This is a genomic window from Clostridium uliginosum (genome assembly GCF_900112485.1).
GTDB lineage: Bacteria > Bacillota > Clostridia > Clostridiales > Clostridiaceae > Clostridium > Clostridium uliginosum.
The window spans coordinates 22633-46781 of the sequence record NZ_FOMG01000026.1; the positions used below are offsets into that span (position 1 = coordinate 22633).

The 24149-nt window shown below is 29.3% G+C and carries 18 protein-coding genes and 2 tRNA genes; 3 read left to right on the forward strand and 17 right to left on the reverse strand.

The features are described 5' to 3' along the window. Window positions 1-327 precede the first annotated feature (327 nt). The 3 genes from BM027_RS14305 to BM027_RS14315 all read right to left on the reverse strand — a co-directional run bounded on the left by BM027_RS14305 (window position 328) and on the right by BM027_RS14315 (window position 3798). Window positions 328-681, reverse strand: coding sequence for a hypothetical protein (locus tag BM027_RS14305; protein ID WP_090093260.1), 354 nt, complete (start codon window positions 679-681; stop codon window positions 328-330). 1396 nt (window positions 682-2077) lie between these two features. After that, complete coding sequence (locus BM027_RS14310) at window positions 2078-3079, reverse strand: GGGtGRT protein (protein ID WP_090093262.1); 1002 nt, start codon at window positions 3077-3079, stop codon at window positions 2078-2080. A gap of 26 nt (window positions 3080-3105) precedes the next feature. After that, window positions 3106-3798, reverse strand: coding sequence for an iron-sulfur cluster assembly scaffold protein (locus tag BM027_RS14315; RefSeq protein WP_090093265.1), 693 nt, complete (start codon window positions 3796-3798; stop codon window positions 3106-3108). Between the two features lie 271 nt (window positions 3799-4069). On the opposite strand from BM027_RS14315, the gene BM027_RS14320 reads away from it, so the two are divergent. Then, window positions 4070-4152 (forward strand) — tRNA-Leu (locus BM027_RS14320). A gap of 305 nt (window positions 4153-4457) precedes the next feature. Here the strand turns inward: BM027_RS14320 and BM027_RS18830 are convergent. The 8 genes from BM027_RS18830 to BM027_RS14365 form a co-directional block, all read right to left on the reverse strand. Then, on the reverse strand, window positions 4458-4607 hold the full coding sequence (locus BM027_RS18830) for a hypothetical protein (RefSeq protein ID WP_242943343.1): 150 nt from the start codon (window positions 4605-4607) through the stop codon (window positions 4458-4460). 97 nt (window positions 4608-4704) lie between these two features. Next, window positions 4705-4935: a hypothetical protein gene (locus BM027_RS14330; RefSeq protein ID WP_090093270.1), complete on the reverse strand. Its 231-nt coding sequence runs from the start codon at window positions 4933-4935 to the stop codon at window positions 4705-4707. Window positions 4936-5696: 761 nt separating this feature from the next. Continuing rightward, window positions 5697-7088 (reverse strand): amino acid permease, encoded by a 1392-nt coding sequence (locus tag BM027_RS14335; protein WP_090093272.1) that lies wholly within the window; start codon window positions 7086-7088, stop codon window positions 5697-5699. Window positions 7089-8038: 950 nt separating this feature from the next. Continuing rightward, the gene (nagE, locus tag BM027_RS14345; RefSeq protein ID WP_090093274.1) at window positions 8039-9481 is read right to left on the reverse strand and encodes an N-acetylglucosamine-specific PTS transporter subunit IIBC; all 1443 of its coding nucleotides are present in this window, start codon (window positions 9479-9481) and stop codon (window positions 8039-8041) included. Window positions 9482-9776: 295 nt separating this feature from the next. After that, complete coding sequence (locus BM027_RS14350) at window positions 9777-10634, reverse strand: PRD domain-containing protein (RefSeq protein ID WP_090093276.1); 858 nt, start codon at window positions 10632-10634, stop codon at window positions 9777-9779. A 131-nt stretch (window positions 10635-10765) separates the two neighbouring features. Then, window positions 10766-12211, reverse strand: a complete 1446-nt coding sequence (locus tag BM027_RS14355) for a lipase family alpha/beta hydrolase (RefSeq protein WP_090093279.1) — start codon at window positions 12209-12211, stop codon at window positions 10766-10768. A 31-nt stretch (window positions 12212-12242) separates the two neighbouring features. Then, window positions 12243-12806 carry a hypothetical protein gene (locus BM027_RS14360; protein ID WP_090093282.1) on the reverse strand — a complete coding sequence of 188 codons (564 nt, stop codon included), beginning with the start codon at window positions 12804-12806 and terminating at the stop codon, window positions 12243-12245. A 270-nt stretch (window positions 12807-13076) separates the two neighbouring features. Next, window positions 13077-13712: a DUF2238 domain-containing protein gene (locus BM027_RS14365; RefSeq protein WP_090093294.1), complete on the reverse strand. Its 636-nt coding sequence runs from the start codon at window positions 13710-13712 to the stop codon at window positions 13077-13079. Window positions 13713-14161: 449 nt separating this feature from the next. Between BM027_RS14365 and BM027_RS14370 the strand changes: the two genes are divergently transcribed. Further along, on the forward strand, window positions 14162-15817 hold the full coding sequence (locus tag BM027_RS14370; RefSeq protein WP_423230336.1) for a flavin monoamine oxidase family protein: 1656 nt from the start codon (window positions 14162-14164) through the stop codon (window positions 15815-15817). A gap of 291 nt (window positions 15818-16108) precedes the next feature. On the opposite strand, the gene BM027_RS14375 is transcribed toward BM027_RS14370, so the two are convergent. Further along, the gene (locus tag BM027_RS14375; protein ID WP_090093301.1) at window positions 16109-16765 is read right to left on the reverse strand and encodes a CatA-like O-acetyltransferase; all 657 of its coding nucleotides are present in this window, start codon (window positions 16763-16765) and stop codon (window positions 16109-16111) included. Window positions 16766-17246: 481 nt separating this feature from the next. On the opposite strand from BM027_RS14375, the gene BM027_RS14380 reads away from it, so the two are divergent. Next, window positions 17247-17322 (forward strand) — tRNA-Met (locus BM027_RS14380). A 358-nt stretch (window positions 17323-17680) separates the two neighbouring features. Here the strand turns inward: BM027_RS14380 and BM027_RS14385 are convergent. From BM027_RS14385 to BM027_RS14405, 5 genes are all read right to left on the reverse strand, one after another. Continuing rightward, window positions 17681-19783 (reverse strand): serine hydrolase domain-containing protein, encoded by a 2103-nt coding sequence (locus tag BM027_RS14385; RefSeq protein ID WP_090093303.1) that lies wholly within the window; start codon window positions 19781-19783, stop codon window positions 17681-17683. Between the two features lie 695 nt (window positions 19784-20478). Continuing rightward, window positions 20479-22383, reverse strand: a complete 1905-nt coding sequence (locus BM027_RS14390) for a M56 family metallopeptidase (protein ID WP_175559998.1) — start codon at window positions 22381-22383, stop codon at window positions 20479-20481. A 4-nt stretch (window positions 22384-22387) separates the two neighbouring features. Beyond that, a complete protein-coding gene (locus BM027_RS14395) occupies window positions 22388-22771 on the reverse strand; it encodes a BlaI/MecI/CopY family transcriptional regulator (RefSeq protein WP_090093309.1) in 384 nt (127 codons plus the stop codon). Between the two features lie 126 nt (window positions 22772-22897). Beyond that, on the reverse strand, window positions 22898-23086 hold the full coding sequence (locus BM027_RS18740) for a sodium/proton-translocating pyrophosphatase (protein WP_090093311.1): 189 nt from the start codon (window positions 23084-23086) through the stop codon (window positions 22898-22900). A 16-nt stretch (window positions 23087-23102) separates the two neighbouring features. Beyond that, window positions 23103-24101: a stalk domain-containing protein gene (locus BM027_RS14405; RefSeq protein WP_090093313.1), complete on the reverse strand. Its 999-nt coding sequence runs from the start codon at window positions 24099-24101 to the stop codon at window positions 23103-23105. Between the last annotated feature and the right edge of the window lie 48 nt (window positions 24102-24149).

Consider the following 24149-nt stretch of genomic DNA (forward strand, 5'->3'; position numbering starts at 1 on the left):
CTTAAACTTCTAGCTTTACAGGTATCAGTAAATTCTTCAAAGCCTTGATAAAATGGCATATCATATTCTGTTTATATTTTTCTTTTCATATTATTTTCACCTCCTATAAAAGAAACAAAAAAAGACACACGTTCCATTGATATTTTTACCAATAGACGTGTGCCTAGTTTTTAGATTATTTTTCATAATATGAACAACTTATATATCATTCTCTTACACCTGATATATAATACATATCTTCATTGTCAATTACCTTTTCAATTCTGAAGTATTTAGACATAATTTTAGTAGTTACTTCGGCAGATTCAAGAACATCATCTTTTACAATTAATAACCCAATATTAATCTTTGTCGACATTCCGATTTTTGACGAGGTGACATTTTTGATATATTTTCTTCCATCCATTTTCGTTGCTCATAGGAAAACCTTTTTCCAAAGAATAGCACAAATTGATTATCATAAGATTCTCCTATTAATCCGTAAGTAGATTGTGTAAATTTAACAAATCCTAAAGTCTCCAATAATGCTGTATCATGAAGATAAATAGACTTTTCTTCATCAAATATTTTTAATTCTAAATCTTTTTCTAATTTTGATGCTAAAAGATTATGTTTAGACTCACCACATTTATAAAACTTCCCATCTCTTGATAACCAACCACATATACCTAATTCATTCATTAAATTAATAGGATAGATACTTGTACTTTCGTTTAATAAACAAAATTTTTACCGTATCTTCCTATTTAACACCACACTTTCTTGTATAAATATCTTTAAACATATTATCAAAATATTAATATTGTTAAAATTTTATATTCAATATTTAAATTTATTTCTGATACTCCATATTTCTACAAAAATATTTAAATTCCTCTATTTTTAATAATATATATAAATATAAAGAAAAAAATTAAACTTATTCATTAGAATTAAAATTAGAAGCAGTTAAAATGATAACAAGGACATATTTAATCTCTAATTACCTGCTTCACTTAATAAAAAAGAGGTAAAACAAAACACACGTCATTCTAATTTTCATTAAAATAACGTGTGCTCTATTTTACGTCTTATAAAAACTATAATTTATACTTTTTATATTTGAATAAACAATTTTAGAAATTCAAAAACTCTCTCAAGCCTGTGATTTTGTTCTCTAATAAAAAAGTTCTGAATGAACAAAATCCCCCTCAAACCCTCTCCCCGACTTTCCTCACACCCCATTCAAAATTTCACCATACAAATAAAGTTCTGAACGGTTTTTGCCCCATTTTGACTAGTTATCCACAGGCATTTTAGCTATTTTTCCTCTCAAAAATTCACTCAATTATAAAAAAGTTCTGAATGAGAAAAACCTCTTCAATCCATTTATTTCTCTCATTTCTAACTCCTATTTATTCCAAAAATAATAATAAAGTTCTGAATAAAGCCTCTTCATTTCCTATAAAAGCACTTTTGTAAAAATAATCCTTCCTATAATTGCTCTCTATATCTACTTTCACGCGTTTTGCTCGAATAATAAAGTTCTGAATGGACGCCTTGAAATGTTTGTGTTTTTAACACGGCTCACGCCGATGCGAAAGCAGCCTTTGCTAGAGATGTAGCAATAAAATTTACAAGCGCATCATGAGCATTATTAAGAGCAACCCTTGCTCCGCAAGAACAATCCCCCTTCCCGCTAATCTATAATCTAATCCAGCTCTAGCTCTTCTAGCTCTGCTCCGCTAAGCCACCCCCGGCCAAAGCTGCTATTTTAAAGAGGATTCTCCTCTTTTTGCTCTCAATTAGCGGAGTGAAATTGAGGGGTGCTCTTATTATTTATGACTAAGCATCTACCTGCTCCGCTAGGTCGTTCTAGCTACCCACGCCAATGCTGCTCTCTTGAAGAGGCTTCGCCTCTTCTCCTGCTCTCAATTAACGGAGTTCGATTGAGGGTTGCTGTTTTTATTCTTATTTGTAGATGCTTTAACAAATAAAAAGAGCCCAATGCTTGGTTAAAAATTAACCTTACATTGAGCTCTTCGTTCAAAACTTTTTTATTTCGTTCAGAACTTTTTTATAAATATACAGATTTGTACTATTTGTTCATTCCTTCTTCTACAGCAACAGCAACTGCAACAGTAGCTCCTACCATTGGGTTGTTACCCATTCCGATAAGACCCATCATTTCAACATGAGCTGGAACTGATGATGATCCTGCGAATTGTGCATCTGAATGCATTCTTCCCATAGTATCAGTCATACCATATGAAGCAGGACCTGAACCCATATTATCTGGGTGAAGAGTTCTTCCAGTACCACCACCTGATGCAACTGAGAAGTACTTCTTACCTTGTTCTATACATTCTTTCTTATATGTTCCTGCAACTGGATGTTGGAATCTAGTTGGGTTAGTTGAGTTACCAGTTATTGATACGTCAACGCCTTCAGCGTGCATTATAGCAACACCTTCTCTAACATCGTCACAACCATAGCATTTAACCTTGCCTCTAACTCCAGTTGAGTATGGAGTTTCTTTAACTACTGTTAATTTACCAGTATAGTAATCAAATTTAGTTTGAACATATGTGAATCCATTAATTCTTGAAATTATGAATGCAGCATCTTTTCCAAGACCGTTTAAGATTACTCTTAATGGTTCTTTTCTTACTTTGTTAGCTTTTTCAGCTATTTTAATAGCACCTTCAGCAGCAGCGAAACTTTCGTGTCCTGCTAAGAATGCGAAACATTTAGTTTCTTCTCTTAAAAGCATAGCTCCTAAGTTTCCGTGTCCTAAACCAACTTTTCTGTCATCTGCAACTGATCCTGGGATACAGAATGCTTGTAATCCTTCTCCGATTGCTTCAGCAGCTTCAGCAGCTTTCTTGCAACCTTTCTTTATAGCTATAGCAGCTCCTAAAGTATAAGCCCATCCAGCATTTTCAAATGCGATTGGTTGAGTTTCTTTAGCAATTGTATAAGGATCTATTCCTATAGAATCACAAACTGCCTTTGCATCTTCAATCTTTTCCATTCCGTACTTCTTAAGTACTGGAGTGATTTGGTCAATTCTTCTTTCATAACTTTCAAATAATGCCATAATATTTTTTCCTCCTTTACAAATAATTAATTATGTCTTGGGTCCATTAATCTAACAGCGTCGTTAACTCTTCCGTATTGTCCCTTAGCTTTTTCTAATGCTTCATCAGCACCCATTCCCTTAGCGATGTTTTCCATCATTTTACCTAAGTGAACGAATTTGTATCCAATGATTTCATCTCCAGCATCTAGAGCAACGTCAGTAACGTATCCTTCAGCCATTTCTAAGTATCTTGGTCCTTTTGCAAGAGTTCCATACATAGTACCAACTTGAGATCTTAATCCCTTACCTAAGTCTTCAAGACCTGCTCCTATAGGTAGTCCACCTTCTGAGAATGCAGTTTGAGTTCTTCCATAAACGATTTGTAAGAATAATTCTCTCATAGCTGTGTTTATAGCGTCACAAACTAAGTCTGTGTTTAATGCTTCTAATATAGTCTTTCCTGGTAATATTTCTGAAGCCATAGCAGCTGAATGAGTCATTCCTGAACATCCAATTGTTTCAACTAATGCTTCTTGGATTATACCATCCTTAACATTTAGTGTTAATTTACAAGCTCCTTGTTGTGGTGCACACCAACCTATTCCGTGAGTTAATCCTGATATATCTGTTACTTCTTTAGATTGAACCCATCTTCCTTCTTCAGGAATTGGTGCTGATCCATGATTAGGACCCTTAGCAACTACACACATTTCTTCAACTTCTTTTGAATACATCATATAATTTTGCTCCTCCCTAATTAATAAATAATACTAATATTAAAAAGCTTAGAATAACTCTTTAATATTGTACTGGGTTAAAAAATATCCCACTGGGATAACTTTATCCTATATACATTTTAGCAAATGATTTAATTTGTAACAACCTTTATTTAAATATTTTGCTGAAAAGTGGATAAAAAATATTTCAATAGTTATTTTATCACAATATAAAAAATACTTCTTGAATTATCTTTTACATTGTGATAGAATAATCCTTGTTCGACATTAAGCCGATATGGCGGAACTGGCAGACGCACATGACTCAAAATCATGCGGGAAACCATGTGGGTTCGAGTCCCACTATCGGCACCATTTGGAAATAGAAAACCCCTTGAAGTATTGGAACTACTAAGTTTCATTATTTCAAGGGGTTTTGATTTTATCAAAAGTAGTGTAACGGTAGCGTAACTAGAAATAAGTTTGTTTTTCATTTTAAAAATTTTAATATCAACTAAGTACCTATTCTTCATATTAATTACTAATTTTAAGTTTTTATATATTAGTTATCAATGTATTTTTATTCATTTTTGTTGTTTAAAATAAAATTTAGATACTAAATATTTAAAATAAATAAAAAACACCTACTCAAATTAATTAAGTAAGTGCAGTAAAAAATTTTATTTTATCCTAAAATCTTGACCAACATAAATTAAATTTTCATCTCTTATTTCATTAAGTTTCTCTTCTATATTATTATCAATATCAAACATCTTACATATCCCATCAAATATAGCTCCTGCCATCTTCTCACAATCATAACCATTCATATTGCTCTCACTATCACAAAAAGCACATTCAATAAGTAATGCTGGCATAACTGTTTGATTTATTACAAAGAGATCTCTCCTACTCTTTACCCCTCTGTTATTTTAAATCAATATTTCTTATTATTAATATAATAGAAAATACTGCCACTAATATAAATCCTATAAGTGATAATATATTACTTAATCCAACTAACAATTCACCCAATAGATGTCCTCCATATCCACTAGAAAATAATCCTAATTTAGAATATTCAAATATAGAATTATTTAATAATGCAAGCATAGTACTTCCTAAAATGCAATAAAGTAATTTAATGTTTTTATCCATTATCATATCCCCTTTCCAATGCAAAATACCCAATAATTACAAAATAATTGTTTTACTTAATTATAAGCTCTTTGTATATAAAGTTCATGTATTTAATAAAATGCATTCTTATTAAATATATATAATATTAATATTAATTTATGTGTGTATATCTAATACAGAAGCCTTCTCCCCTTCCTCTTCACTTCAGTTCCCACCCTTTAAATTTTCTTAACCATCATAATATTTATTTAATTTGAAATTCCTCTTCTATCTCAAAGTCTCCTGGAGGAAACCTCAAGTGATAAGCCTTAAATTATAATGGGTCTATTCCCAAACCCTTGATTATAACTATTTTTAATATCTATACTAGAGATATTTTTTTTAATTAAGATGTTCTGGTAAAGCTCCACAAAAGAAAAGTGGAAAAGAGAATGGTATAGTAGAAATTATAATAAATGATGGAGATGTTTATTGGCCACTATCTTAAAAAATGTACTCAAGCCAACTCAATAGGGGAACTAGTTAATAAATAATATTCTTTGGAAATTGAACAAAAAGCCTAAAGCAGAAAAGATATTTTAAATAAATTTCTACTTTAGGCTAAAATTTTTGACATTTTCATATCTATTAAATTATGTAACTTGTACCTAGTAATTTTTAGACCTAAGAGATCGTTGCACACTTAGGAGTGCTTGCTAACAATTATATTTGTACTTAATCTTTTTCAATCATATTAAGTTTTCAAATCTCCTGTTATTTTAACTTTATAAAGCCTTCTTTTAATCCTCTGAGGTTTCTTCATTTTGAAGCACACTATGTTTTCTTCCATAAAAAAAGTATACTAAAAGTCCTATAATAAGCCAAACTGAAAAACCTATCCAAGTTTTTATTTTTAATCTACTTAATAAAGCTATGCAACATATTATGGATATTATTGGAGTGTATGGTACTCCAGGAGTTTTGAAGATTCTTTTAAAATTTGGCATAGTTTTTCTAAGTACTATAACTGCAGCGGATACCACTGTGAAACCTAATAATGTTCCTATACTTAAAAATTCCACAATAAAGTCTAGTGGTAAAAATCCAGCTATTATTGCTGCTATACTTCCAGTTATTATTGTTGAGATATACGGTGTTTTATGTGTAGGATGTACCTTTGAAAATAATTTTGGTAAAAGTCCATCTCTTGACATAACCATGAATATTCTAACTTGGCCATAAAGCATTACCATTAGGGTCGAAATCATTCCAAGTATAGCTCCTGTTCCTACTAGTGCAGCTCCCCAGTTTATACCTACTCTTGCTAAGGCCCCTGGCACTGCATTTTCTGAAATTATTTCTTTATAAGGAACCATTCCTGTAAGTACAAAGGCAACAGAAATATAAAGTATTGTAACTACTATTAAACAACTTATAAGTCCTAGTGGAATATCTCTCTTAGGATTTTCAGCTTCTTCTGCTGCTGTAGATATAGCATCAAAACCTATATAAGAAAAGAATATAGTAGCTGTTCCTGCAAAAATACCTTTAAATCCAAGTGGAGCAAAAGGCTGATAGTTAGCTGGATTTATATGTGATGCTCCAAGAGCTACAAATATAATAATTATAGCTATTTTTATGCCTACAATTAAATTATTGATTTTTGCACTTTCCTGCATTCCATAACATAAAATAGAAGTTATTAATGCAATTATTAGTACAGCTGGTAAATCTACTATTCCACCTTTACTTGGTGATGCAGTAAAGACTGTGGGTAGTGTTATTCCTATTGACTTTAATATACCAACAAAGGTGCCTGACCATCCTGATGCAACAGCACTACAAGCAACTAAGTATTCCGAAGTAAGACACCATCCAATTATCATTGCAACTATTTCACCAAATACTATGTATGAATAAGAATACGTACTTCCTGCTACTGGAAACATTGTTGAAAGTTCACAGTAACATAACCCACAAAGACAAGCTACTATACCTGCTATAATGAATGAAATGATTACTGCTGGTCCTGCTAAATGTGCACCTTCTCCTGTGGCAACAAATATACCTACTCCTACTACTGCTCCAATACCAAATGCAGCTATGTCTTTAGCTTTAAGATTTTTCTTTAAAGCCGTCTTTTGTACACCTTCCAGCATTTGATCTAATGATTTTTTCTTGAAAATGTTCATAAAGGTCCTCCTCTTTAGTTAATGTATTCCTGAAAAATCATATATTAATATGCTAATTTTTTAGTATATTAATATTTTTCCCGATAAATCGTAAAAATACAACAAATTAATTAATATTTTATCATATTTCGATAATAGTTGGCAAGATGTTAACATTCTGATAAATTCAATAATGTTTTTTTTGTTAAATACTTATAAATATATAATTCCTCAATAATTAATAATTTATTATCATTTGTGTTAATTAAATTATCTTTTATCTGGAATTTCTTTATATATACTAAATAAATCTCTTAATATTTCTTCCATAACCTTTTGTCCACCATTTTCATTCAGTGCAGTGTCAAGTCCTATATAAATAATCATTAATAAACTTTTAGCTTCTCATTCATCATAAGCAACTAATTTTTTCTTTTATTCTTTCAAGCTCCAACATAAAGATCATCCTTATCAAATATATCTTTGTTTCAATATCTATATAATCAGTTATAACTTTTCAAAAGCCAAATTTTTCATATCTATATGGCATAATTATTTAATAACGATTAATCAATAATTGCTTTTAATTGGCTAACTTAAATTGTATATTTATACTCTTCTATTTTTTATTGTTATAAATTTTAATAATTAAAGGCAAAATCAAAAGACAATAAACATTTTACTTTATAATGCTTATTGCCTTTATTCTTTACTTAAATATAAAATATTCTTTTGTCAGTAAGTCATCTCTAACAGAATTGGTAAATCTAATATGACTTTTTTCATAGCTCTCTTCTTTATTTCTTCTTATCCAAAAAGCATCTAAAAAACATATCCCCTTTGACTTTTAAAAAAGCTACCATTCATCACAATATTCCATATCATAACATTCTATATATCTATCTAAATTCATTCTATTATATGCAACTCCTATATAAATATAAGTTCCTAAACTATGCATTTACTTTCCTTTACTTGCACATTTTTTTAAATTCATCTGCTACGAATTGTACTTGTGTTCCCACAATAACTTGCAAACTATTTTTACCCGGTCTAATTATCCCAGATATTCCTGCAGATTTAATAACTTTTTCATTTACTTGTGCTTGATCTTTAATTTCTAAACGTAATCTAGTTACACAATTATCAATAGACATTACGTTTTCTTTTCCTCCAACACCCTTTAATATAATAGAAGCTACTTGTGTAAAATCATTATTTGCAAGTATTACATTCATTTCTTCACTTTCGTCATCATCATCTTCTCTACCTGGTGTCTTTAAATTAAATTTTGTAATTACAAAACGGAATACTACATAATAAATAATAGCGAATGCTAAACCAATTGGAATTATCAAAAGTCCATTTAAAGCCATAGGAGCCTTAAAGCTTAATAACCAATCTACAAAACCTGCACTGAAATTAAATCCTGCCCTTACTGGCAACATTGCACATACAGCAACAGAAATACCTGTTAAAACAGCATGGACTACATATAGACCTGGAGCTAAGAACATAAATGCAAATTCTAATGGTTCTGTAACACCAGTAAAGAAAGAAGATATTGCTACTGATACTAATAAACCATAGGCTATTTTCTTCTTTTTGTCTTTAGCTGTATGATACATAGCTAATGCACCTGCTGGTAAACCAAACATCATTACTGGGAAGAATCCAGTCAAATACATACCAGTTACACCTTTTGTTCCATTTGGTGACCAGAAATTAGCAATTTCATTAATTCCAGCTACATCAAACCAGAATACTGAATTAAGTGCATGGTGAAGGCCAGTTGGTATTAATAATCTATTAAAGAATGCATATATACCAGCACCAATAGCACCTGTAGAAATAATTGATTTACCGAAAGCTACTAATCCTCCATAAACAAAAGGCCATACAAAAAATAATATTATAGCTGCAATAAGTGATTCTCCTGCTGTTACTATAGCAACACTTCTTTTTCCACTAAAGAATCCTAAAGCATCTGGTAATTTAGTATTTTTAAATTTATTATAGCAACTAGAACCAATGAGACCTGCTAAAATACCAATAAATTGTGTTTCAATATGACTAAAAGCTGCTGGTACTGCTGAGACATCAATATGTTTAAACATTGCTACAGCGTCTGGAGCTAATAAAACTGTAATCATAAGCCATGAAACAAGTCCTGCAAGTCCTGCTGTACCATCGTTGTCATCAGACATCCCAACACCTACACCGATTGCAAATAAAATTCCCATATGGTCAAGTAGTGCCTTACCAGCTTTTATTAAGAAAGCTGCAGCCACGTTATTTACTCCCCATCCAGTAGGGTCCATCCAGTAACCAATACCAAGCAAAATACTTGCAGCTGGTAAACAAGCTACTGGAAGCATTAAAGATTTCCCTAATTTTTGTAGATACTTCATCATAATAAAGTTCCCCCTTAATTTTTTTAATTTATTTTAAGGATTTTTAATATCCTTAAATGCATTTCATAGTTGTTAATTAAATTTTTGCACAAAAAAAGCTGAAAAGGACAAATAAATGTTATCCTTTTCAGCTAATGCTCGAATTTGATCGGTTACACGCCAATTAATTATTCCCTATATTTTCTATATATTCTATATATTTATAATACCATGTTTTGTAATCGTAATCAATAACTATTTTAAAAATTTCTTGTTTTTTATATTACGCTGACTTCTGTTATAAAATAGATTTTATTTAATTCTTTTTAATAGTAGCCATTCTAAATCTTTCTATATGCATTGCTAAATATGCAATTTCATCTTTAGATACTTTTTTTTCCAATCTTTCGCCTAATACTTTAGATACATCTTTTGCTATACTATACGATAACTTATATTTACATTTTATTTCCCATATAAAATCATTTTTAACCGGAGAATCTATTAACATTCTCTTAATTGCAAATCTTATATGAGTCACAAATCTTGCATAATCCAGAGAATTTTTGTCTATTTTTATTTTTAGCTTTTTTTCTACATATTCAATTATCATATTACTTAAATAAGCATTCTTAATTGTGTTAGATAACATTCCTGAGTTTCTAGCAGAATGAATATGCAATGCTATCAATCCAATTTCTCCATCTGGTATTATTACATTTATCTCATCTTTTAATATCTTTGCTGCTTTTTTTGCTAACATATATTCTGTTTGATAAAGCACTTTGATTTCCATAAGGAATGGATTTTCAATTATCTCCTTATTCGCAATTCTTTTTACAGCAAAATTTAAATGATCTGTTAATCCTATATGAATCCTTTCATTTAACTCCTCATTTAATTCTTCTGATATTGAAGTTATTATTTTTTCGCATACATTAAAAAAGTCTTCATCAACTTTTTCGATTACTTGTTTAAAGTTTTTTAAATTATCTTCATCTTCAATAACAAATACTCTTTCTACCTCTGTTCCTTCTTCAATCTTATCTCCAAATCTCCTACCAAACCCAATTCCTTTAGAAAACAATATCTTTTCTTTCCCGTCTATTCTAACACAAACTATATTATTATTATAAGATTGTACTACAATTCCTGAATTAATAATCGTTTTCATAATCTCACCCCTTTTATCACTATATAAAAACATTATATTTATACTATAACATGTTGAATCATCTTTTATTTAGGCTCTATCAACACGTTTTTAAGACAGAGCCTTTATTTAAATAAATTAAAATATCTAATCTAGTATCCTTTATTTTTAAGTTCTGATACAATCTCTACATATTTTTCTATTACATCAAAGCCTTTATAATCATCTCTTCTTAAATCTATAATATCTCCATGAGAGATTCCTCGTCTATGCTTATTTTTCAACACACCTTTGAATTCTCCCCATTTAGCAGAATCAATGGCTACTAAGCCATCATTTTCGCCTTCTGTTAACTTCACTAAAATATAAGGAATAGTCACTACATAATCACTAAACATGTTTCTTACTACTGTTGCATAACTTTGATAGTAGACTTGCTCTACATCTTTTACTTCTTTATTAAATTTTTTACTATGATTAGTGGAAAATTGCCTACTCGCCGTATAAAAATCAGGATTTTTATCACCCAATACTCTATAATATTTATCAAATGACCTTGCAATAGCTTTATAAATCCTATCAGGTATATTACAAGCAATATCAACAAATTTACATCCTCTATGTGGTGATGAAATCATTGTTAGCGATGCAACATAATTCCCCATATCTAACTTACTAATCATATAACGTGCATCTAATCCACCTTTTGAGTGTGCAATAATATTTACTTTTTCAGCCCCTGTTTCTTTTACAATATCAAGAATTTTATTTTTAATATCCTGTGCATTATACGCAACTGTTCCCCAAGCTTCTTGGTTTCCATAATAAACCGTTGCACCATTACGAATTAGTTCCTTAGGTATTCTTCCCCAATAATTAATATATTTTAAATCTCTAAATCCAACGCCATGAACTAACACAAGAGGATATTTTGTTTTACATATCTGTGAATCAACACGTGCTTCATTATTAATTACTTTATAACACTCATGATCGTACTCTATTCTTGCAATATGACAAGCATATAACATTATGAAAATATTTACAATCGGAATGAAAACCCAAAAAGCTATTATAAGTCTTTTTATTATATTTAGCCTTCTTGAAGTACATAAGATTCTTAGCATCCCATTTGTAAGTAACACAATAATATTTAATCCCGTAATAATGCTGTCTATTACAAAAACATTATTAAAGATAGCGTTATCGTGTATTACCCTAAAGATAATTATGTATATTATGCTTTGAATAAATGCTACATATAGTCCATAGAGAACAAGACTTCTTCCACCTATCATTACCCTTAATCTAAGATTTACAATTCCCTTTTGGGTATTTGCAACTATATTTACCTTCATCCAAATATAAAAAATTAAAAGAATTATTTCAGTTAAAATAATCCATTTGCATATAACTTTATCTTGTCCAAATTTAGTATGTTCGCTAAAAAAGTACCCTAACAAAACAATATGTGGGGCAAAAATAAAATATATGTTCATGAAACTTTTATGTAACAAAGATACCTTCTTACTAATATCTAAGCATATGATACTAAGTACTATTATTGTTAAAACAAAAGTTATTATAAATCCTATCATTAGTCAAATCCATCCTTTAGTTCTTAGGTTATTAATAAAATATTCTGTTGTTACTTAACATTTTTTTAGCTTTAAGTATAGCTGTTTCACACTTGTATTTAAGTGTATTCGCCTCTATAAATTTTAGCATTTCAATTAATCCTATGGTGAAATTCCCAAAAGCAATTTTAGAATCACAGCTTTTAAAAACAAGACCTTTTGCATTAGAAAATGTAATCATTTCTATATCAAGTAATTTTATAGTTTTGCTTGAAAATATCTTTTTTGACGTGATTGCATCTTTGGAAACAATTATTTTACACTTAAAAAACATTATAATTAGTTTCATTCCAATTAGCATAAATAATGCTGTTAAAGAATAGCCGCAAATATATAAGGTGTCTAGCATGTCCTTATTTATATTATTTTCCTCCATAATTTCAACAACATAATAATCCATAAAGACAGCACACAGCGAAAATATTAAAACCAAAAGTATTCCACAAAGTAAAAACAAACCATTTTTTTTAAATACCATATCACCATTTTCATTAATTTCAGGTTTTTTAGTATACATATTAACTATAATGTTATGAGATATTCCTGCTCCAGACAATTTAAATACATCCTTTCTGTTTATTAACATTTTTATTTAATACAAATATAGGCTATTATAACATATTATTCTGTATCCAATAAATTTTCTTATAACATTACTTGAAATTTCTCTTTCTTTTCTATCAAATACTATATAAAATTCAGCTAAATATAATTTAAATCTATGAAAAAATAACAGACCAATCTACTAGTCTGTTATTTTTTTATGTAACTTAATTATTTCTCATAGATATTCATAGTTATAATGGTTTATAATATCAACACTATTTTAAAGCATAGCTCTGTATAAAAATGAATCATGAAGCCTTGAAAGCCCTAATAATGAACAAATTGCACCTAATAAAGCAAAAAACATATCCCATTGCGTATCCCAAACATCTCCCTGGGTTCCTAAAAAAGCATCTGCCGCACTACCAGTAGCTTCTGCTACTACCCATTCTATTAATTCGTATGATGCACTTATTGCTAGGCAAATACAAATAATTAGAAAAAATAATAATTTACCTCTTTTTAGTGATGACTTACGCAACAATATTTCTCTACTTATCATTGCAGGAACAAATCCCTGTGCAAAATGACCTAAACGATCATAATAATTTCTAGAAAGATTCAGATAATCTCTTAACCAATTAAAAAAAGGCATTTCTGCATATGTATAATGTGCACCTATAAGCAAAATAATAGCATGTACTAGTATAAAAACGTAAACTAAGTTAGTTAGTCTAAAACTATTGTAAGTAGCCAATATTACTATTAGACCTATAATGACAGGTAATGCTTCTAGAAACCATGTAAATAAATCTTTAGGACTTATTAAAGACCATATAAATATCGCACTAAATATAAATAACATCATTATATGAAGATAGTTTACTTCTTGGTTATTTTTTTCGTGTTTAATCATTGTAACCTCCAAATTTTAGATTTAATAATTAGGGATATGCACTTTCGATGGTTACTGTCACCTATGCTTCTTTAAACTTAATAATTGAGCTAATGCGACCCCGATTAAAATAAATACAATTTATATACATTTTAAAAATTATATCTCAATTATAGAATATAATGCTATCAAAGAAAATATTTTCTGTAATTTTGTTTTGATAATATTCCTTAGAAAGTGATTATTGAAAACTTGCGAAAAATATAATTTGCTCATAATTAGAGTACCAATAAAAGACATTCTTTTGGCTGGTCTTTTATTATGCTTTAAATAATATACTTATTATGGATTATATACTTAATTTGCAATCATAATTATAATCATTCTTATTCAAAAGGAGTTGAATTCATTTGCCTAAAGAAATTAAATATATACAACCAATTAATCCAACTGATGAAGACAGGCATAATATGTTAAAGATTGCTCTAGAAAAAGCAAATCATATTGAAGATTTTAATAATATAGTAGAGCTACTTAGTCCACCAAAGGATATTACAACAATTGCCTCTCCAATAAGTTGTAAAGGACTTAAGGTTGGTATAATAGGCGGTGGTCTTGCAGGATTATCTTCTGCTTTTGAGCTTAGAAAACTTGGCTTTGATATTACAATCTTTGAAATGCAGGAAAAACGTATTGGAGGTAGAGTTTATACTCATTACTTTGATAAGGATAAAAGATTTTATGGTGAGCTTGGAGCTATGCGCATACCTATAAGTCATGAAACTACATGGCATTATATAAATCTTTTTGATTTAAAAACAAGACCTTTTATTCAAACAAATGAAAATGCATTTATCTATGTAAGAAATAAGCGTGCAAAAAATGATTCTGAAGGTAAAAGTGTAATGGAAAAAATTTATCCTGACTTTAATCTAACATCGTGGGAAAAAAATACACCCTGGCCAGAACTCATTGATTATGCACTAGGAAGTAATTTATTAAAAATAAGTCCAGACATAAGAAAAGAGCTATTACAAATTAAAAAACAATATTCAACGCCAATTAAATATTTTGGCAATCTAAGTATACGAGAAGTACTTGAAAAAATGGGTTTAAGTGAAGGAGCTATAGAACTAATCTCAAGCGTTTCTCCTTTCTTAGGTTCTTTTTATTATAATAGTTATTTTGAAAGTTTGCAGGAAGACTATAGCGTAGATTCTGCTTATAGATATGAAATAATTGATGGAGCAGTTAACCTACCACTTTCTTTTTATAATTCTTTAATGTCAAAAAGACCAAAAGAATACTATAATATTGAAAAAGAAGATGTAGGAAAAGTAAGTTGGGAAAATGGACAAACAGTAACTAGTATATTTAAAGAAAATAATAAAATTTCACTTGAATATACAAATGAAAACTCTTCAAAAACTTCTCACCAAACCTTTGACTTTGTTATTTGCACAATTCCTTTTTCCAGTTTGCGTAATGTAAGTGTATATCCTATGTTTAGTACTGAAAAAATGCAGGCAATAAAAGAAGTCAATTATACAGCATCTCAAAAAACTATTTTTATGTGTAATGAACGTTTCTGGGAAAAAGGAGATGATAAAATAATAGGAGGAGGTTCTTTTACAGATTTGCCAATCACAAGTATATGGTATCCTAATGATAATATTCGCGTTAATACTAATCATATGGAAAACAAGAAAATTTCTAATAAAAATAAAAAATACAATTTAAATGATGATGCTGGAGTTCTTTTAGCATCCTACAATCTTAATCAAGACGCAATACGTTTAGGCAATTTAGACGACAAAACACGTATTGAAGAAATAAAAAGACAGGTTGAGGCTGTTCATGACCTTCCAAATGGATATCTTGATTCAATAGTGAAAGATTTTAGAACTGTTGAGTGGAATAATGAAAAGGGATCTTTGGGAGCATTTTGCTATTTCATGCCTAATCAACAAAATCTTTTCTCATATGCAATGATAAAACCTGAATATAACAATAGCGTATATTTCGCTGGAGAGCATACTTCTCTAACACATGGTTGGATGCAGGGAGCTGTAAATAGTGGGATGAAAGTAGCTAATGCTATAGCAAAATATTGTGAAAGTATGTAATAAGAACCTTCCTTAAAATAGAGATTTAATTTCTATTTTGGAAGACTCTATTTTAATTTAATTATTTTTTAATTTGGCTATGTTTTAACAGAGTGTTGATATTAAAACAAAGCGTTAAATTTTTATTATGCTGTATTTATTTTAAGGCACATGAAAGAAAATAACAAGTCCAAGATGCGATGTATATTTTGCGTCAGGCAAGGAAGTAGAATGGCCATTCTACTGACGCAGCATGACACGAAATAGACTATCATATTGACTTGTTATTTTTTTGAATATGCCTAATATGCCTTATATATTCATCCATTCTTCAGTATTAAACGATATCTGTTGAATATCATTTATAAGCTTGCAAGTATGATAACCATCCGCCACTGCATGATTTACAAATATGGAAAAAGGGAGCATTACTTTATTATTTTCCTTAAAATACTTCCCAAATAAAATAGTTGGAAAAAGCATTTTTGACTCACTATAAGTATCAATTCCATACCCAGTAAAGCTAAGCCAAGGAATTGAAGAAATTGGACAAAAGTTTTTAGGGGTATTGGGTTTTGCCTTAATACCCTTTATATCTTTGTATTTTTCCAAATCCATAATAGCAGCTCTATAAAATACAGAAAAATCTTCGTTATATTCTGTCCATATATCAGAGAAAGTTTTATCATCATTATGAAATATAGTATAAGATGGATTAATATAATCCCAATACCCTAATATATCATCTTTATCAAAACTTATTCTAAATTCCTTATTTTGATTTATTGCCTTAGTAATTATATATATAAATGTAGGATAAAATCTTATTTTTTTATTTTTTACTTTTAATAAAAGTTCAGTAATGTCTATATTAGTATTTAGATTATATTTGCATTTAACAATATTAATATAATAATCAAAATACTCTTTACGTTCCCAATTATCTAAATCAATATGATTAAAATTCATACTTATTTCCTCCTACCTCAATATTCTAGTTGTAACATTTGATATAATACTAAATACTTATCTACCCAACATTATAACTATATTTTAATTTATTATTCTTATTTCTTTTTCTACATTTCATCCCTTTGGGGGAATTCACGCTTAATAAATTTGTATAATTTTTCATTTAGGCATATGAAAGAAAATAACAAGTCCAAAATGTCATGATTATTTTTCATTAGGCAAGGAATTAGATTGGTCTCATAGTGGTGCTATTAGAACAATCTGCTGACACAGCCTAATAAAAAATAGGCTTGACAGATGGACTTATTATTTAATTGATTATGCCTTATGATATCACTTACAACATCAACTCATATTCATAGTTACAATTACTTTTTTTATTAAATACCTCTATTTAAAAACTAATTAGTTTAATTTCTTGACTTTTTTGGTTTATTAAGGTATATTAAGACCCTAGGCAAAATTATAAATATATTAACGCGGGGTGGAGCAGTTGGTAGCTCGTCGGGCTCATAACCCGAAGGTCGTAGGTTCAAGTCCTGCCCCCGCAACCATATAAACACCTATACTTATGTATAGGTGTTTTTTATTTTAGCTATGCTTTAAAACAGCACCTTTACTTTATATTAAACTTTGGCTATGTTTTAGAATAGTGTTGATATTGTTACATTTTTGTTAAGTGGGCATTAGAATTTAACTTTTAGAATTCTTAATGAGTATTGTCACATTAATTGCTTGTCCGAAGATTGTCTTTGGAGCAAGCTGGAATGGGACCATACTCATTTAGATGTTCTTAAGTTTAATTCTTTAGCCCACTGAACAATATGTAACAATATCAACACGGTTTTAAAACATAGCCTAAACTTTAAACACAAAACTTAAATATTGAATAATTCTTAAATTTACTTTAGTTTATTTAAAACTAACATTAAATACAGCACCCTTGTCTCCCATAAATACAACATGGTATCCATCTGCTAAGGAAATACTATTTTCACCACTTATATAACTATAATTAACACATGAACCATTTGCATCATAAACAGCAAATGCACCATTTATAGGAAGTTCTACTTTCATAGTTTTATCAGCCATTTCAGATGATACGGTGTACCATTTTGCATATCCATCTTGTGCAATTGTAACTGTAGCTAAATCTTTACTTAAAGCTGGAACTGCATCAGAACTTACTGCAATGTTAGAACCTGTTTTAAGATATTCTACACCATTTTCTGTATAAAAATTATAATCAAATAAGTCACGACCTATTGTCCCTGGTATTTTAGTAATAGCTTTTGCTTCATTTTCATTTACAATTTTATGCCCCATTAAGTAACCAGGAGCTTCATCATTTAAAGTAATATGACGAGCATTAAAAAACTTCATATAGGTTTCAGATGTATATTTTTCATTTAACACATAGTAGTCTTTATTTTTGCGTGATTCCCATGCTGCTTTTAAATTATCACTAAGTGGATTTGAATCTACTTTCTGTAAATTGTAATCCCAAATAACAGTCTGTGGTAGTCCATCATAAGTTATATATGCTCTTCTTTCTAAATAAGTAACCCCATTTTTTTCTTCAACAAATTTGCATTTACAATCGCCATCTGCTGAAGTGAAATATCCATCATCAGTATAAGTAAAAACTTGATCACTGCTTTTTGATGTCCCTACTATGCTAAGAGTTAAGGTTCCATTAGGATCAACTGTACTATTTGCCATTATATTTCCTGCATTGTATAATCCTGAATATTTAGTAAGCTCTTTGGGCATCTGAGCAGTTTTGGATTCTGGTAGTGTTACATCTGGAAGTATTTTAGAAATAATACCTTTCTCTTTTAGAACTTGTAATAAAATACTTGTACCAAAAGCCTGATCATAACTGCTTGATCCACCAGAAGAGATAACTGCAACTGATAAACCATATTGTGGCAAGGTAATCATATTACCATGATAAGCAAATGTATCTCCACCTTTAGCTAAAGCAGTTATTCCATATCGATTAAATGGAAAACAATTCACACTATCCCAACCAAGTCCATAGCCTTGAATATTATCCTCTGATTTATTATATATCCCTTTTTCATACTCTTTTTGAGCCATTGCCTCAATAGATTTTTTTGATAAAATGCTATTATTAGTATCAGTAAAAATACGTGTAAATTGACAAAGATCTTCTGCCGTAGAATAAATACCACCAGTACCAATAATATTTACATTTTCAACAGGTAGTTCTTTTTTGTCTGATGCATTATAAGCTTTCGATATACTTGTCCTATCAAAAGTATCACGTGGTGTCTTTGTATTAGAAAGCTCTAATGGCTTAGTAAAATTTTCGTGTATATAGGTTGTAAAATCCATACAACTAACTTGTTCAACAAGTAATTGAGCAAGTGTAAAACCATCATTGCAATAAACAGAAAACTCACCTGGATCTGCTTTTAATCTTTGAGTAGAGAGTTCAGAAAGAAGCTTATCATAGCCTATTGTATCATTATCATTAAGCAAAAAAGTATTGTTAAAAGTTGTTCCCATAAGACCTGAAGAGTGGTTAATAAGCATTCTTGGAGTAATTTGTTTATAACGCTCATCAGCCATCTTAAATTTTGGTATATAATTAACAACTGGCGTATCAAGATCAATTTTACCTTCGTCTACTAATTTCATAACCGAAGCTGCCACAAACATTTTACTCATAGAACCAATACCATACATATTATCCTTTGTAAGTGATCTATTTTCTGCCTTATTATAAACACCAGCATTATCTGACAATACAATTTTCCCTGAATCAATAACAGCATATTGAACACTTGTTGTGCCATATTTATTAACTAGCAATTGAGCTTGCTGCTTTATAGTCTCTGTCATTGATAAAGGCTCTTCAGCTTTATTTACTTGAGTTACAGTTTGATTAGATGATGAATCTTTTTCAATGGCTAAAGCCTGTATAGAACTGAAATATGAAAAAACTAAAGTTAAAACTAATCCAGCAATAATTTTTCTTTTCATTTATAATCCCCCCCTAATATTGCGTAAATGTACAATTAGATTATTATTTAATTAATTATAAAAATTAAAATTTAGATAAGAATTCCATTCATTAAGGTTTAGTTTAACACATTTAATTTTTATAGTAAAATTATTCTTAATACAGAAAATTATGGGTATATATTTAAAAACATTCTTATAGTACATCTATTTTTACTACCGGTATATTTATATTACTCTTAACTTTTCCTTTTATCCCCATAAAAAATACTCCCTTCATTGAAACAGTTTTATTATTTTAACTGTCTACTATAAAGGGAGGGTATCACTAAATTAGAGGCTACTAATTTTTCATTCGCTCTGTTTTAATATAGTGTTGATATTGTTACATTTTTGTGAAGTGTGCATTAGAATTCGACTTTTAGAACTCTTAAGTGAGATTCAAAATTTTATATTTTGTTTCTCGAACTTACTCAGCGAACGAATGTAAGTCGAGTTTCCTTGAATATTGTCACATTAATCGCTTGTCCAAAACTTGTTTTTGGAACAAGCTGGAATGGGACTATATTCATTTAGATGTTCTTAAGTCCAATTCTTTAGCACTCTGAACAATATGTAACAATATCAACACGGTTTTAAAACAGAGACTTTTCATTAAAATTATTTAAGTTGTAATATGGTTTTTTAGGTATTGAATTATAAAAATGAATATCCTATTAATTCATATTTTCATTTACTTCTGGCATATGCTCATAATTGTCATGATTTATAACAAACCAATTACCAAAGTTTTTTTGTACAGTTATATTTTCATAACTAATATATATGGCTTTAGTAGAATCTGTCATACTATACTCAATTTCGTATTCATAAGTTTTATCATCTATTTTATTTTTTTCATTTATTTTATAGTTTAAAATCCAAGGACTTGAACCTCCAATTATCCAGTTCATTTTACTATATTTCTCATATTCTGTTTGTTTTAAATCATTTGAAAGAATTGAATATCTAAAAGATCCATTTCTTTCTTTTAATGCTTCAGCCCATAATTTTGCTGCACATTGTTTATCATCAGTTAATAAAGAATTTTCTGCTAATCTAGGTTGAACTGTTGAAAACTTTGAATCATTACTTTCAGTTACTTCAGGTAGGTAATCATAATCATCATGATTTATAACAAACCAATTACCACCAATTTCTTGTACAGTTACATTTTCATGACTATTATATAGTGTTTTAGTTGAATCGCTCATACTATACTCGATTTCATATTCATAAGTTTTGTCATCTATTTTATTTTTTTCATTTATTTTATAACTCACAACCCAAGGACTTGAACCTCCAACTACCCAGTTCATTTCACTATATTTCTCATATTCTGTTTGTTTTAAATCATTTGAAAGAATTGCATATCTAAAAGATCCATCTCTTGTTCCTAATGCTTCAGCCCATAATTTTACTGTATCTTCCTTATCTTTTTGTAAAAAAGCTTTTTGTGACTGTAAATTTTCTAAATCATCACCGCTAGTGGCCAAAACTTTCTTAGCATTTGTAAGTCCTGTGAAACCTATTGCTGTAATAATAGCAACTGCTATTGCTACACTTTTGAAAGATGTCTTTTTAAAAATTGAAATCATAATAATCCTCCTTTTAATCTCTAATTTATCATATTTTGATACAACTGCTGTTGTTCCAGGGGTAAATTTATAAACTGAAACTAATTTTAATAAATGAATAATAGTATGTCCATATTCTATTCGTTTTTCTGGATCTATGTGTGATAACGCATAGGCATCACAAGCAATTTCACAATCCTGATGCATTTTATAAAAGCCATACCAGATAAGTGGATTAAACCAGTGTAATGCTTTTACTATTGCAACAATCCAATTAACACAAATATCTTTTCGCTTATAATGAGCCATCTCATGAAGTAGTATACATTTTAATTCCGCATTGCTAATTTTATGCTGTAAGTGACATGGCAGTAATAACTTTGGTCTAATAAATCCTAAAAGACATGGACTATATACTTCTTTAGTAAGCAAAACAGGAATATTTCTGTGAACTTCCATAATCACTTTACACTCATTAAATAACTCATTAATGTTACTATCAGCATATTTGAAATTCTTTTTTATTCTTATCCCAAAACGCAAATTAGAAATAATCATACATATTAGAAATATCAAAAAACCTAAAATCCAAGCTATTACAATAGCAAAATTTAAGTTTATATTTCTATACATTAACTGATAAAGTCCTTTAAATGTTTTTATATTCTCTTCCGTATTTTCAATTGTATCTTGTTTCTGTAATGTAGTATTAAAAACAGTTTTTTCTTTATTGTTACTACTTTCAATTTTATTTCCATTATCATTTTGAGAATTATAATCAGAACTTCCTATAGTTGTAGGAAGCAGATTGAAAATACTTAATTGACTTTGTGGTGCATATGGCATTATTAATCTTATCAATAATAAAAACCATATATAATATTGCCAATTAACATTAAATTTTCGACTTAAAGCCCATCTAATTGGAAGAATAGCACATACCAATACACTGCCCATTATTGATGCTTCAATCACCCACTTAAAAACAGCAAAAATTTCATACATCCTGTTACCTCCTCTTATTGCTCCGTTTCTCAAGAATGCATTTAAGATCTTCAATATCTTCATCAGTCAATTCCTGTTCCTCAATTAAGTTTGCCAACATTAAATTTAAGGAACCATTATATACTTTTTTTATGAAAGACATTCTTTCTTCCATTCTACATTCCTTTTGAGACACTAACGGATAACAGATATTGGGAGATGAATCTTTCTTAATGCCAATTATATTTTTATCAACTAATCTTTTAATAAGTGTATAAATAGTAGTTTCTTTCCAATTCATTGATAATTTTAATTCTTTAACAATATCCTTAGACGTGACTGAAGCTCTATCCCAAACAATTTTCATAACTTCCCATTCTGAATCAGATATTTTAGGAATTTTATTCATATTAAACCTCCTCTCTACAGTTGTAGAATATATTCCCATTCTACAACTGTAGAGATACATTGTCAATTTAATATTTAAAATATAACAAAAAAAGAGAAGCTATCTCTAGCTCCCCTATCAAAATAATTATCTAATTAATCCATAATTAACAAATATAGTTGCAAGCACCAATGTTATTGTACTAAATAGCTTAATAAGATCATGTATTGATGGACCTGTTACCGCACCTCCTCTAAAGGATATTTGAAGTGATTTGTTTAAGCTATGCTTTGCCCCTTGTGCAACTCTTATGTTTGCATTAACAGCGACATACATACCTTGCTAATTTTAATTATTCCACTACTACTTTTGCATTTTGAGCTAAATTAAATAAATCTGCACTTACAAAAATAGTATTATTTTTTAATATTGTTTTGTTTCTTAAATAACAATTAGTATCTTCTAAATTTATCATATCACTATTAATGGTAACACTATAAGTTTTTGATCCTTCTTTTGTCATTGTAGCTACACCTCTTTTGTTATTTAAGCTAACATTATATCCACATGCTTCTGCAACTACTTTTAGAGGAACCATTAATGTTTTTTCTTGCATAAAAGGAACTTCTTTTGATGTTAAATAAATATCTTTTCCATCTATATTTACATTATTAACTGACGCTTTAATTAATGCACTATAACCATAAGGCATAATTAAACTCTTTTCTACCTTTATCTTTTTAGTATTTTCCATAGTTTGCATTTTACCTTTTTCTTCTTTACCCCATAAGAATAAAGTTGATCCTATTTTAATATTATCGATAGTTACAATATTTTTTGTTAAATATGGAAATACATTTGTATTTCGATCTAAAGTTGCCTCTACAAGTCCATCATCACTTTTAACAGTTATACTTCCATCATAATTTTGATTTATAGACTGAACCTCAATATAATTAGGAACTTTAAAGTCTTGTGGTATATTTACAATAATAGCCTTGGCATTACTCATAGGTGGTAAGCTTAGTGTCATTACTGGACTAATATAAGCATAAATATCTTCATTCAAATTTATGTCCTTAAGTGGAACTGGTAATCCACTAACTGCATCAATTATTATAGTTTCGTGTGATATATTTAGTATCATATCATTATTTATATTGCTTGAATTTTTAATATGAATTTTTCCATCATTTTTTTCTTCAACTTTTCCCCATACCTGTACAAACTTTGACATATGAGCTACTTCATTATTAACTACTGTAGTTACATTAGCTGATGCACATTGTGGTATTGCAATAAGCATTGTTAATCCTAACATAGCAGCTAAAATTCTCTTTGTTATTTTCATTAAAATCATCCCCCTAAATATTAGCTTTATTATATAGTTATTGATGTA